This is a genomic window from Collinsella aerofaciens (genome assembly GCF_040910325.1).
Classification (GTDB): domain Bacteria; phylum Actinomycetota; class Coriobacteriia; order Coriobacteriales; family Coriobacteriaceae; genus Collinsella; species Collinsella aerofaciens_BL.
In genome coordinates this window covers 102,941-116,663 of record NZ_JBDGAV010000001.1, presented here as the reverse complement: position 1 = coordinate 116,663, position 13,723 = coordinate 102,941, and the positions used below count along the sequence as shown (strand labels likewise).

10 protein-coding genes and 1 pseudogene are annotated in these 13,723 nt (G+C 60.2%); 5 read left to right on the top strand and 6 right to left on the bottom strand.

The genetic code is table 11. The features are described 5' to 3' along the window. A pseudogene (locus AB5Z25_RS00480) lies at positions 1-519 on the bottom strand (FAD-dependent oxidoreductase); the annotation flags it as partial. A 187-nt stretch (positions 520-706) separates the two neighbouring features. Between AB5Z25_RS00480 and AB5Z25_RS00475 the strand changes: the two are divergent. The 3 genes from AB5Z25_RS00475 (at position 707) to AB5Z25_RS00465 (ending at position 4,179) form a co-directional block, all read left to right on the top strand. Further along, a complete protein-coding gene (locus AB5Z25_RS00475; RefSeq protein WP_368134513.1) occupies positions 707-1,369 on the top strand; it encodes a TetR/AcrR family transcriptional regulator in 663 nt (220 codons plus the stop codon). Positions 1,370-1,432: 63 nt separating this feature from the next. Beyond that, on the top strand, positions 1,433-2,440 hold the full coding sequence (locus AB5Z25_RS00470; protein WP_368134512.1) for a DUF5692 family protein: 1,008 nt from the start codon (positions 1,433-1,435) through the stop codon (positions 2,438-2,440). A gap of 236 nt (positions 2,441-2,676) precedes the next feature. Further along, on the top strand, positions 2,677-4,179 hold the full coding sequence (locus AB5Z25_RS00465) for a hypothetical protein (protein WP_368134511.1): 1,503 nt from the start codon (positions 2,677-2,679) through the stop codon (positions 4,177-4,179). Positions 4,180-4,311: 132 nt separating this feature from the next. Here the strand turns inward: AB5Z25_RS00465 and AB5Z25_RS00460 are convergent, their stop codons facing one another. The 3 genes from AB5Z25_RS00460 to AB5Z25_RS00450 all read right to left on the bottom strand — a co-directional run bounded on the left by AB5Z25_RS00460 (position 4,312) and on the right by AB5Z25_RS00450 (position 8,100). Further along, complete coding sequence (locus tag AB5Z25_RS00460; protein ID WP_368134510.1) at positions 4,312-4,485, bottom strand: hypothetical protein; 174 nt, start codon at positions 4,483-4,485, stop codon at positions 4,312-4,314. A gap of 132 nt (positions 4,486-4,617) precedes the next feature. Next, positions 4,618-7,245, bottom strand: coding sequence for an ATP-dependent chaperone ClpB (clpB, locus tag AB5Z25_RS00455; protein WP_368134509.1), 2,628 nt, complete (start codon positions 7,243-7,245; stop codon positions 4,618-4,620). Between the two features lie 183 nt (positions 7,246-7,428). Next, positions 7,429-8,100, bottom strand: a complete 672-nt coding sequence (locus tag AB5Z25_RS00450; protein WP_147333364.1) for a hypothetical protein — start codon at positions 8,098-8,100, stop codon at positions 7,429-7,431. 234 nt (positions 8,101-8,334) lie between these two features. Between AB5Z25_RS00450 and AB5Z25_RS00445 the strand changes: the two genes are divergently transcribed. Further along, complete coding sequence (locus tag AB5Z25_RS00445; RefSeq protein WP_117770268.1) at positions 8,335-9,003, top strand: hypothetical protein; 669 nt, start codon at positions 8,335-8,337, stop codon at positions 9,001-9,003. A gap of 540 nt (positions 9,004-9,543) precedes the next feature. Further along, entirely contained in the window at positions 9,544-10,020 is a 477-nt protein-coding gene (locus AB5Z25_RS00440; RefSeq protein ID WP_368134508.1) for a hypothetical protein, read from the top strand. A 571-nt stretch (positions 10,021-10,591) separates the two neighbouring features. On the opposite strand, the gene AB5Z25_RS00435 is transcribed toward AB5Z25_RS00440, so the two are convergent. Further along, positions 10,592-12,892: a hydratase gene (locus AB5Z25_RS00435; protein ID WP_368134507.1), complete on the bottom strand. Its 2,301-nt coding sequence runs from the start codon at positions 12,890-12,892 to the stop codon at positions 10,592-10,594. 359 nt (positions 12,893-13,251) lie between these two features. After that, positions 13,252-13,668, bottom strand: coding sequence for a heat shock protein transcriptional repressor HspR (locus tag AB5Z25_RS00430; RefSeq protein ID WP_195535675.1), 417 nt, complete (start codon positions 13,666-13,668; stop codon positions 13,252-13,254). Positions 13,669-13,723 lie beyond the last annotated feature (55 nt).

Here is a 13,723-nt window from a genome sequence, read left to right as displayed (position 1 = left end):
CATGCCGATGCCGGCGCCTCCGGGCGGCACCATCGGCGTGGCTTTGGACAGCGGCCCCTTGGACGCCTGCTCAAAGAACTTGGCATAGACCGGATGCTCCTCGAGCTGGCTCACGCGCATGTTGAGGAACTCGGCGGAACCCGGTACCAGCATGGGCAGCACCCACTGCTTGGCGCGCTCGGGGTTTTCCCAGTTGTACTCGAGCAGACCCGTGTAGCTCATGTCGTCGAGCATCTTCTCGATCTGGGCCTCGGGCATGCCGGTGAGCTTGACCATCTCGGGCAGCGTGTAGGGACGGCGCATCTTCATCTTGCAGAGCACCTCGGCCTGCTCGTCGGTCGCGGCCTCGGCAAACGACCAGTACTCGTAGCCCAGCAGCTCGTCGCGATGCAGCAGACGGTTGGTGCAGTGCTCGCACAGCTTGACAATTGCCTCGCGCGGATGCTCCGGCAGCGACGGCACGAACTCCGAACCGATATCGGGCTCGGTGTAGCTAATTCCCGGTCCGTTGAAAATCATGGTTGTCCCTTCTCTTGCCGCAGCCCGACGAGGCCGCAGCGCCCCTCTTTTTTGCAGGTCGGGCATGCCCCATGCCGTTCACCCGCCATTGTTGACATTGTGTCAAAAATAGTATTGACGAACCGTCAACAATATTCAAGACTGTTAGGTGAACGGTCAGGCAAAAGAGGATGAAAGGCGGCAAAACATGGGCGACAACACAGCAGATACCTCTGTGGTCGATGCCGTCCCCGCGCCCGACAGCACGGCCAAACGTCTGACGGGCGACGAACGCCGTCGCGAGATCCTCGATGCCGTGCGCACCGTGAGTTCCGAGCTGGGCGTGTCGCATCTATCCGTCTCGGCCGTAACCAAGCGAGCCGGCTGCACGCGCTCGCTGTTCTACCACTACTTCGCCGACATGGACGCCGCCGTCACCGCTGTCATGGACGAGGCAATCGACGGTTTTATCTCCGAGCTCGAGCAGTGGAATGCCAGCCGCACCGTTGGCGATATCGAGGGCGCGCTCGACACCGTCGCCCCGCTCTTTAAGCGTCTGGTCGCCAGCGGCCACGAGCTGCCGAGTACGCTCACCTCAAGCAGTGGCGCGCTCTACGGCGGCTTTTTGCACAACGTGGTCCAGCGCGTGGCGCAATACATCTGCGACACTACCGTGGTGGACTTTGTCGCCCATCATGAGCTACGCATCGACCATGTCTACGAGACGTTCTACACCCTCATCATGGGGTTGTTGATGTATATCCGCACGCACCCCGATGTGCCCGACGAGACGGTCAAGGAAATCATCGCCTCGACGCTCCACATCGAGGGCTATACCGCCAAGTATCCGGAGCGCAAGCCCCAGGACTGACGCCATTTGGCCAAACTGCCCGCGATCAGAAGAGGGGCCGCGGGCGTGTGAAAGGAGAGCAGCATGCTGTTCGATGTTTGGGGTAGCGATACCCTTATCCACTGGGCCGGCTGGGCCATGGTCTTTATTGGCCTGATCGTGCTCAACGAGGTCGGCCGCCGCACCAAGCTGGGCGCGGCAATCATCTTTGGCGTGGCTCCGCTGGCCATGACCATCTACTGCATCGCTATCGCCGTGGGCGTTTCGCAGGGTGCCGAGTGGGCGCTCACCAACCCCACCCATGTGTACCAGAACAGCTGGTTCCACTACGCCAAGGTATACGCGGCGCTGGCCGGTTGCTGGGGCTTCATTGCCATTAAGTACCAGTGGGGCAAGATCGGCAAGGCGCATTGGTTCCGCGCGTGGCCGTTTGTGATCGTCGCCATCAACATCATGATTGCCGTCGTGTCCGACTTCGAGAGCGCCTATCACTTCTTTGTCCTGGGCGAATCCACCTGGGTCACCTCCGAAGGTGCTACGCAGCTGGCCGGCTGGAATAACGTGTTCAACGGCATCGCCGGTATCATCAACATCTTCTGCATGACCGGTTGGTGGAGCGTCTACGCCTCCGAGGATCAGACCGACATGCTGTGGCCCGACATGACCTGGGTCTACATCATCGCCTACGATATCTGGAACTTCTGCTACACCTACAACTGCCTGCCCACCCACTCCTGGTTCTGCGGCTTTGCGCTGCTGCTGGCGCCCACCGTCGCCGCCTTTATCTGGAACAAGGGCGGCTGGATTCAGAACCGCGCCTTTACGCTTGCTATTTGGTGCATGTTTGCCCAGGTGTTCCCGTACTTCCAGGAGGAGTCCATCTTTGTGACCCACTCCACGCTCGACCCCGGCGCCGCCACCGCGGTCTCGATTGCCGCGCTGATCGCCAACGTCGCCGCGATCATCTACATCGCCTACCGCGCCAAGAAGCTCGGCCGCAATCCCTACAAGCAGGATGTCTTTGAGGGCACCAGCGATTGGGAGAAGGCTACCGCTCGCCGCGCCAAGGTGGATTACGCGCACGCCGAGTAACATGTTAGTCGCTGTTGGCGCCTGGGCATAGGCCCGCTCGCCAGACATTCAACCCAATGTCTCTTAGAGCCCCCGGAAAGCGTTCCACTCGCTTTCCGGGGGCTTTTGTCATTGCGTCTCTATTCATCTATTCAAAAACACGCGCATATATAAAATCGGATTTCAAATCATGCGGCGGCTCTATGGGGTCCCGTTTTTGGGTACAGTGTTGTCCCGATATTGAGCTTGGGGGATATATGAAAGATGAGACGATGGGCCAAGAGGATGCGGCCCAAGATGCAGAAGCGTGTGCCGAGGCCCTGGAGAGCCTAGACCGGATTTCGCTTGACGATGTTGCGTTTGACGATTCGAGTGTTGATGTGCAGGATGAGCCGGAAATCGAGGCGCAGCCCGATGATCAGGATGCAAAAGACGATGGCGCCGCGCCCACCGAAGACGAGGCGGGGCACGAGGAATCCGAATGCGAGGCCGACGACCAGCCCGAATCCGACACGAGCGAGGAAACCATCTTGCTCGACAACTTGCCGGCCGAAGATTCGCTGACCCGCGAGCTCCCTGGCTTAGGCTCTGCGCCTGCCGTGGACGAGACCATCGCCATGGGCGATATCCCCCTACCGTCCGTTCCCTCTGCACATGAGGCCGAGGCCCGTCACCGCAAGATGTCGCCCAAGCGACGCAACCTGATGGTGGCAGGCGTTGTTGCCGTCGCGCTCGTCGCCGGCAGCGCGGGCTATGCAGCTTGGAACGGATACCAGCAAGAGCAGGCCGCCGTGGTTGCCGCAAACGCCCATACCATGATGTCGGTGCAAATTGGCGTACATGCCGCGGGACTCGACTGCTCCACCGGCTCAAAGATCCCCGTGCAGGTGAGTGGCCAGGACTCCGACGGCTCTTCTGTGAGCGAGACGCTCTATGTTGATGAGCACGGTCGCGGCATTAAGCTGCTGCCCGGCGATTACACGTTCTCCATCGCCGCCTCCCCCATCGCTGCCGACGGCACCATCTACACCGTCCCGACCACCAAGGCACAGGTTACGGTCGAGAGTGACGGACAGGACCTGCGCGCTCAAGCCACCTTTAAGCTCAAGGTACCTTCGGCCGACACGGTGACCGACGACCAGATCGATGCCGCCGCCAAGTATGCCGAGGAAGGGGGCGCAAGCTCTGCCGCCGCGGCAAAGATACTCCAGCAGGCGGCAATTACGCGCCGTGATGCCGCCGCCAACGCCGTAAGCGCAAGCGAGGCACAGTCCGCCCGCGATGCCGACGCTCGACACAAGGCGACGAACCTGTATCAGCTCGATATTCCGGTTGAGTGGTATGGCAAGGTCGCGACCTGGCAAAACGGCAGCACGCTGTGCATCTATCTGGGCGATGACACCAATACGCCAATCGTGACACTTGTCGCAGCGCGCGACGGCGAGACCTTTATGCCCGACGACGGCGATACGGTTTTGGGCACGGTCAGCCTAGGCAACGGCTACACCGTCTACGCCAGCGGCCCTGTCTATCCGTACGTGATTCCGCAAACCGTTAATGGACGCACGCAGGACCCTGTGTCGACCTATCCCATGGACCAGGCTATTGAACTTGTCGAGCTTACGACCGGCAACCGCTACACCTATAGCCAGATTAAGAACGACCTGGTTGGCAAAGACGGCAACGCAGACGCCGCGACCAAACTCGAGACCGACTACCTCGCCCAGATTCTCCTGCCGAGCATCAAAGCCCAGGACTAGCCGGCCCGAAGACAGCCGCCCAACATCCACATCCCTAACGCAGTTGCGGTGAAATAGGGATTGTTTTTGCTGGTCAAACCGCAAAACAGTCCCTATTTCACCGCAACTTATTGGTGGCCTTTTGGGTGGCACTCAGCGCCAGGGGTCGGCTTCGAACATCGGCTCGCGCTCGGGGCGGCGATCGCTGTAGGGATCGTAGCCGTCGTCGTCCTCGTTCTCGGCGCGGATATAGGGGTCGCGCGGCTTGGGTGCCGGTTTGGACGTGGGCTTGGGCGCCGGCGCACTTGTCTTGTTCTCGTCTTTCATCTGCATAGCTCCTTACATCGCATCCGCTCAACATCATCGATTGTCGCACGAAAAAGGGCGGCGGACCCAATTGGATCCGCCGCCCTTGGCGTTTAGAGACGACTGGCAGGTTTTAAGGCATCTCCCAAAAATCTACTCGGCGTCGGGGACCTCGTAGGTGGCCGCCGGCGTATTGTCGCACACGACGGTAAAGCCGCCGTCCTTGTCGACATCGACCGTCACCTGATCGCCCTCGCGCACCGTGCCGTCGATGATAGCGGCGGCGATGGCATCCACGACCTCGCGCTGAACCAGACGCTTGAGCGGACGGGCGCCAAACACGGGGTCCAGGCCGCCCACGGCGAGCATCTGCTTGGCCGCCGGGGTGATGGCAAGCGTCATGCGCTCCTTGGCCAGACGCGCGCGGACGTCGGCGAGCTGGATGTCGACGATCTTCTCGATCTGCGCCATGCCGAGCGGATGGAACACCACGATATCGTCGATACGGTTGAGGAACTCGGGGCGGAAGGTCTGAGCCATGGCCGCGTTGACCTGATGGCGCATCTCCTCCTCGTCCTTGCCGGAAAGCTCGGCGATGGCCTTGGAGCCCACGTTGGACGTCATGATGATAATCGTGTTCTTGAAGGACACCTGGCGACCCTGACCATCGGTTAGACGGCCGTCGTCAAGCACCTGCAGCAGCACGTTAAAGACATCCGGATGAGCCTTCTCCATCTCGTCGAGCAAGATCACGGAGTACGGACGACGGCGCACGGCCTCGGTGAGCTGGCCACCCTCGTCGTAGCCCACGTATCCCGGGGGCGCACCGATCAGACGCTGGACGCTGAACTTCTCCATGTACTCGGACATGTCGATACGCACGAGCGCGCGCTCGTCGTCGAACAGGCACTCGGCAAGTGCCTTGGCGAGCTCGGTCTTGCCCACGCCGGTGGGGCCCAGGAAGAAGAAGCTGCCGATGGGCTTGTCCGGATCGGAGAGGCCCGCACGGCTGCGGCGCACAGCCGCGGCGACGGCGGAGACGGCCTCGTCCTGGCCGATGACGCGCTTATGCAGCTCACCCTCCAGGCCCTTCAGCTTGTCGAGCTCGCCCTGCATCATCTTGGACACGGGCACGCCGGTCCAGGCACTCACGACCTCGGCGATCTCATCGGAGGTCACCTGCTCGTTGAGACCCTCGCCGTCCTTCTGCTTTTGTGCCTCGAGCGCAGCCTCGGAATCCTGAATCTGCTGCTGCAGACCCGGAATCACGGAGTAGCGCAGCTCGGACGCACGGCCCAGGTCGCCGTTGCGCGTCGCGCGCTCCTCTTCGCTTCTGGCCTCGTCGAGCTGTCCCTTAAGCTCCTGCACGTGGTCGATGGCGTTCTTCTGGTTGAGCCAGCCGGCCTTTTGCACGTTGAGCTTTTCTTGGACCTCGGCGATCTCTTGGCGCAGGGCCTCCAGACGCTCCTTGGAGGCGTCGTCGGTCTCCTTCATGAGCGCCTGCTCCTCGATCTGCAGCTGGGTGAGCTGACGCGTGGTGGCGTCAATCTCGACCGGCATGCTGTCGAGTTCCATGCGCAGGCGGCTTGCGGCCTCATCGACCAGGTCGATGGCCTTGTCGGGCAGAAAGCGGTCGGCGATATAGCGATCGGAGAGGTCAGCAGCGGCCACGAGCGCGCTATCGGTGATGTGCACACCGTGGAAGATCTCGTACTTCTCCTTGAGGCCACGCAGGATCGAGATGGTGTCCTCGACGGTAGGCTCGCTCACCATAACGGTCTGGAAACGACGGGCGAGCGCCGCGTCCTTCTCGATGTACTTGCGGTATTCGTCGAGCGTGGTCGCGCCGATCGCATGCAGGTCGCCACGGGCGAGCGCCGGCTTGAGGATGTTGCCTGCGTCCATGGAGCCCTCGGTGGCACCCGCGCCCACAATGGTGTGAAGCTCATCGATGAACAGGATGACCTTACCTTCGGATTTTTGCACTTCTTTGAGCACGGCCTTTAAGCGGTCCTCGAACTCACCACGGTACTTGGCGCCGGCGACCAACGCGCTCATGTCGAGCTCGATGAGGTCGCGGTCGCGCAGGGTGCTCGGCACATCGCCGGCCACGATACGCTGGGCGATGCCCTCGACGATAGCCGTTTTACCGACGCCCGGCTCACCGATGAGCACGGGGTTGTTCTTGGTGCGGCGGGACAGAACCTGAATGGTACGGCGGATCTCGTCGGTACGGCCGATGACCGGGTCGAGCTTACCGGCGCGGGCAAGATCGCAGATGTTGCGACCGTACTGCTCCAACGCCTCAAACTGGGTCTTGTCCTCGGCAGACGTCACGCGGTCATCGCCACGCAGCTCCTCGTAGACCTGCTCGATGCGCTCCTTGGTCACGCCAGCGTCACGCAGTACACGACCAGCCTCGCCCTTGTCCTCGGCAAGCGCCATCAGCAGATGCTCGGTCACCACAAAGCTGTCGCCCATCTTGGTGGCCTTCTTCTCGGCCTTTTCGATGACGCGGACGAGCTCGTTGGACAGGCCCATCTGCTGACCCTCGCCCGAAACCTTGGGCGCGCGGTCGACGGCATCCTGCGTGGAGCGTGCGAGCTGGGCCGGATCAGCGCCGATGCGCTCGATGATCACGGAGATATTGCGCTCGCCGGCACCGAGCAGGGCAGACAGCAGGTGAATCGGCTCCACCGCGCCGGCCTGCGCATCGGCAGCCGTGCTCATGGCGGTCTGCAACGCCTCGCGCGACGTCATTGCTAGCTTATCGATTCTCATGGAATCACCTCTCTTGGGGCGGCCGCCCTACGGGGCGGCTTCACGTTGTTCGAGAAGTATTGTTGCCAGCTTTGTGCGATCTTATACATAAATCTAAGTCTCTATATATAAGATTTTCTGAGTGTTCCCACGACATGCAAACCACCACAAAGGGGACAGACACCTTTGTGGTGGTCGCGGTCTCTACTCCTTCGCCGGACCCGTACTTCCCGATTCGACGGTCCAGGGCATCTCATCCTCGAACAGCCATGTACGGGCAGACCCACTATCGCGTGCAGCCTGCGGGTCAGGCAAGCAGGTCTGTTTATAGGCATCTTGGATACACTGGCCCATAAAATCGTTGAGCTCGGTCTGGTCGCCCTCCATGACATAGGCGACATCGCCGTCCATGATGTAGATGCCCGGACCCTCATTGTCCTCGTAGCCCGGATCGTACGAGACATCACATAACTTTGCGCCGTTTGCAGTGTCCAGCTCGATGGAAGAGTGGCATCCGCCAACCATGTCGTTCGCTTTTGCCCGATAGGACGCATATCCATACCAGCGCTTAAAGATTTTGCCCTTGAGCAGCTCGGACGCCCTGTCGATCAGACCAGAATCCGTGGTATAGCGCATAGCCCCAAGCTGAATGCGTGGATAATTACTAATGCCCAGCGCAGCCGGTTGCTCATCAAAATCAACGGTAATGGTCTCAGGCTTGTCGTCGCCGGTCAGAAGTTCGACAGATTGAGTCACAGGCTTGACCACCGGCTCCGTCACCGCAGCAGGTAGAAATGCCATACCGACAGCGCCCGCGCCAACCACAGCGATCGCAAGCGCCAAGACAATCAATCCAATACGGGCAGGACTTCTCACAGCAAAGCACCTCACAATGCAAACCCGCGCCATTTGTCCTAATGATACCGCCGGCTAACACTATCACCAAAAGAAGCCGCGCGCTCCCCACCACCACAAAGGGGACAGGCACCTTTGTGGTGGTTTTCGACGCTAACGGTCGACCATCTCACGCCATGAGATTAAACTTGAATTGTTCTCTGAACATATCCATTTCTGCCTATCCTCAACAGCTCTTTGTCTCGAGGAGCGCATATGAAGCCGTCTCATTCCACCGGTCGCAACGTCATCGCCATTCTCGCCATACCCATCGTGATGCTCTTCCTTATCGTCATCACGCCCTTTTCTTTTGGTATCGCCTCGCCCTTCGATCTTTGCGGGATGATCGACGCCGGCTCGCGTGCCACCTCGCTCTCCTTTGTCTGCCGTGGCGTGTTCTACGAATATGCAATTCCCACCGGAAGTTGGCAGTCCAAGTTACCGTTGCTCGGCAAGGTCGACGGATGCTCTCCTTATTTCTGCCTCGAACCTCAGACAATGAATTATCTGATCGACGACCAGCCCCTTGACTCCATCACCCTCGCCTACGACTACGCACCAAACACCGATGAGCGCCACATGAACCAAGTCCTCGACAAGCTGCTTGGACAGTGCGGGCTCACCGCGGAAGCCGGTCGAACCATCTATAGCAACCAGAAATTAAAGCGAACAGAACTCCGCCGTGTCGGAAAAATCAAAGGGCGAAACGGGGCCGCCTACTGGGATGCCTGGGCAACACGCGACAAGGGCGAATTCGGACACAGCACCTATATGGTCACTGTCTACACCAAAGACGGAATTAAGGACAATGTTGACGATTTCGCGTCATCCAAACTCGGCATCCCCAAAACAACCAAACCCGCCAGCCCAGATGAAATTCTGTAGAGGTGCCCATTAACATGCCGCTCAACGATCACAACAACATCGAGCTCGTCCCCACCGCCACAAAGGTGCCTGTCCCCTTTGTGGCGGTTTTCGACAAAAAGAAGCCGCCCCGATAACAGAGGCGGCATCAAGCAAGCCTATTTATTAGCGTCCCTCAAGACCCAACGAAAACGCAGCGATGGAATCGAGAACCGACAATAGCCCGTTCGCACAGATAGAGGCGGAGATTCAAGGTCAGAGTCCGGCTTAAACGGCTTAGCTATCGCACGTCACAACGTTCTCGTCGTCCTCCCTATCGTATTTATAGTGCTTACTGTGAAAATAGTGAGTTTAGTGAGAATAGTATCGCTCAAGACTCGTGAACTGAATTATTGACCTCTCGCCCAGAATGAGTGGGGCAAATATTCCTATTAGAGGTCAAATCGAAGCCCAATAGGGCCTTTTCGCCCCGTCATTTCGACCGATCGCTTTCTTTTGAATATTGTCGTAAGCTGGTATCGCTTATCTTAATGAATGCATACTGTTTGCGAGGTACCCGCCGTGAAACGCTCCACCTATATCGGCCTGCTCGTCTTAGCGTTTGCGATTACCGCAGTCGGCGTAGGAATTATCTATCTCGCATTTCTCCCTGCCTCGGCAACGCAGGCGGCGGTTGAAACCGTAAGCTACCCCATCGAAATCCTCACCGATATCGTCAAACCCGATTCGATCACCGTCGATTTCGACGGTACGCCCGCAGCGCTTGGGGTCAGTAACTATCCCCGAATCGAACTTGGAGCCACGCGCTATACCCAAAATGAGCAGCTTATCGGTAAGGCAACCAGTTTACTCAAAGGCAAGACGTTTAAGCGGTGGGCGCCGCAACATATCGAGCCAAGAACGGCCAAATGGTTGGCGGGTATCATTCGACCCTTGAGCTCGATGCGGCAAACGGGAGCAAATTGTGCAACGTCTCATACGACCCCGGCTGCGTGGACAATGAAGGACCGGGGGTCTATATCTCGGATGGCGACGTAATCTACGTCATGGAGGGCGACCAGACGGCAGTCGTCGATTTTATGGATCGGTGTACCGAGGATGCCTACGAACAAACCTGCGAGCCCGATCCGCAGACAGCGCGCAACAGTGGCTCGGCACGCACTTGGCTATTTGACGATGAAATAACCTGGACCCCATCGAAATAAGGACCCGCCGGGCAGGCACCTTTGTGGTGGTTTCGGCTCCGATGTTCCACTGTCTCGATCTGTAACATCTAGCGGCCCTTTTCGATCCTAGATGTTACAGATTGAGATGAAATGATCGGCGGCGATCGTTTGTCTCAATCTGTAACAACCGCTCGTCAAATAGGGGCCCAGATGTTACAGGTCGAGACAAACGGAACCACCGCAAAGGCGCCTACCCCTTCATGGTGGTTTTCGACAAAAGAAGCCGCCCCGATAACAGAGGCGGCATCAAGCAAGTCTATTTATTAGCGTCCCTCAAGACCCAACGAGAACGTCGCGGTAGCCCCTGCCACACCTTTCCCTCGGGCGACCCTCGCGAAGCGCGTGAGCACGAGGGAAAGGTGTGTCCGGGGCGTACAGCAACGTTACTCGGCAGCGGCCTTGAACTTGTTGTAGTTGATCAGGCAGCCGGCCTTGACGATGGCACGCTCCTCTGCCGTCATGTCGGCAATGTAGAGCTCAATCTGCTCAACCGCACCATCGGCGCGCACCACGTAGGCGGCGATGTCCTTCAGGTCGCCGTCGAGCGCGGCGCGAATACCCGACACGAAGACGTAGTCGCCCACCTCAAAGTTGGGCTCGGTCTCCATCTGGAAGGGCACCATGCCCCAGTTCATCACGTTGGAGCGATAGCGCTTGGTGGCGTACTCGTGGACGATATTGGCCAGGCCGCCGATCACGCGCTGGCAGCTCGCGGCCTGCTCGCGGGCGGAGCCGTCGCCGGGCTTCTTGGCGTAGATCATGGAGCCGTACTCGGTCGTCTTGGCATCGGCCGCGACACCCGCGCTAGCCAGCGCCTCAAACACACCGGCAAGCTCGGCATCGAGCTCGGCCAAGTCGCCCGCAGCCTCACCGGCAACACGGCGCTTCTCCACGGCATCGACCTCCTTGGAGCGACCCACGTAGGCAGGGTCGCGACGGCTGAGCGTAAACTCGGCCAGGCCCAGCGGGTTGGAGCGGAAGGAGCTCGTCTCGCCCGAGGGAATGAGCTCGTCGGTCGTGGTGACCGGGTCCATAATCTTGGAGCACACCTTGAGCAGGATGTCGTCGCCGAGCGGCTCCATCGCGGGCCACGGCTTGATGTTGGGTCCCTCGACCAGCTCGTCGGCAGGCTCAGCCTTGCCAAAGCCCCAATACACGCGCTTCTTGTACGGCGCGTCGTCGAAGGTGTACTCGCAGGCCTCGTCCCAGGTCTCCTCGGGCAGGTCGGTCGCAGGCGTCAGGACGCCGCCGTTGGCAGCGGTCGCCGCGATGGAACGAGCGTCCATCAGGGCCACGGCGCTCAGCTGGCCGTTACCCGGCTTGGAACCCTCACGATTGGGGAAGTTGCGCGTGGTGTGGCGGATGGACAGGCCGTTGTTGGCAGGTGTATCGCCGGCACCGAAGCACGGGCCGCAGAACGCCGTACGCACGATCGCGCCGGCCTCCATAAGGTCATAGATGTAGCCGCGGCGCGTGAGTTCGAGCGCCACGGGTTGACTCGTGGGATAGACCGACAGCGAGAACTCGCCGCAGCCGGTGTTGGCGCCCTTGAGCACGCGGGCCGCCTGCACCACGGAATCGTAGTTGCCGCCCGAGCAGCCGGCGATAACGCCCTGCTGCACGTGCAGCTTGCCGTCGACGATCTTGTCGAGCAGGCTAAAGTGCGTCTTGCCCTCGCCGATCTTGGCGGCCTCGAGCTCGACCTCGTGCAGGATGTCCTCAAGATTCTCGTTGAGCTCGTCGATCTCAAAGCCATTGGAAGGATGGAACGGCAGGGCGATCATGGGCTTGATGCTCGACAGATCGACCTCGACGCAGCCGTCGTAGTAGGCGACATCGGCGGGCTTGAGCTCGCGGTAGTCGTCGCCGCGGCCGTGCATGGTCAAAAACGCGTGCGTGTCCTCGTCGGTAGCCCAAATGGAGGAGAGGCAGGTGGTCTCGGTGGTCATGACGTCGACGCCGTTGCGGTAGTCGGTCGTCATGCTCGCGATGCCGGGGCCCACGAACTCCATAACCTTGTTCTTGACGTAGCCCTTGGCAAAGACGGCACGAATGATGGCGAGCGCTACATCGTGCGGGCCGACGCCGGGGCGCGGGGCACCCGTGAGGTAGATGGCCACGACGCCGGGATAGGCGACATCGTAGGTGTCGCGCAGCAGCTGCTTGGCCAGCTCGCCGCCGCCCTCGCCCACGGCCATGGTGCCCAGGGCGCCGTAGCGGGTGTGCGAGTCGGAGCCCAGGATCATCTTGCCGCAGCCGGCGAAGTTCTCACGCATAAAGGAGTGGATGACCGCGATGTGGGGCGGGACGAAAATGCCGCCGTACTTCTTGGCAGCCGAAAGGCCGAAGACGTGGTCGTCCTCGTTGATGGTGCCACCCACGGCGCACAGCGAGTTGTGGCAGTTGGTGAGCACGTAGGGCAGCGGGAACTGCTCCATGCCCGAAGCGCGCGCCGTCTGGATAATGCCGACGAAGGTGATGTCGTGGCTCGCCATGGCATCGAAGCGGATCTTGAGCGCCTCGGGGTCGCCCGACGTGTTATGTGCCTGAAGAATCGAATAAGCGATGGTGCCGCGCTTGGCGTCCTCGGGCGTTTGCGTAATGCCGCGCTCAGCAGCCTCGGCCGCGGGCACAACCTCGCTGCCACCGCGCAGGTAGATGCCGTCCTCGTACAGCTTGACCATACTGTCTCCCACTCTGCCCGAAAGGCTCGGGCGCATAGCATACATTCGTTCAATATCGTGCCATAGAACGATTGCCAGCGGGTTACGAATCTCGGCGTTCACTTTATCTCAGTAAAGCAGAGGGCGGTATCGGTGCAAGGAGTGTCCCCAAGTGCCGGCACAAAAGGAACGTCCCCAAGTGCCAGCCAAAACAACGTCGCAGGTTGAGGACGGACAGCGAGCGAGCCGCATTTGAGACAAGGTGACGTGAAGCGAAAGGGCGCTGACCTTCTGGTCGCGCCCTTGAAGTTGAACGTCAGATTGTCCAAATGCGGCCCGCGCAGCGTCGGCAGGGCCGCCGTTCGGCAGAACGGCGGAACCTACAGATCTCCTCCCGCACCCAGTAGCTTGCGCATGACTTGCTCGGGGTTAACCGAGCCGTCGCGCGGAGCCAGGGCGGTGATCTTCTTCTGCATCTTGTACTCGTGCAGCTCTTCCTCGAGCTGACGCACGCGGGCGCGGAGTTTCTCGTTCTCGCGTTCGCGCTCCTCGGCGCGCTCCTTCATATCGAGAATACGCACCACGCCGGCAAGGTTAATGCCCTCGTCGGTGAGCTGGTTGATAAGCTCCAGGCGCTCGATATCGGCACGCGAATACAGACGCGTGTTGCCGCCCGAGCGCTGGGGGTTCACCAAGCCCTTGGACTCGTAGACGCGCAGAGTCTGCGGGTGCATGCCGGTCAGCTCGGCCGCCACGCTAATCATGTACAGCGGTTTGTTCCTATTGTCCTCGGCCATGCTACCTGACCCCTTTCCGTCTCGCACATCTCAATCATAGGCCTACGGCTAGCCC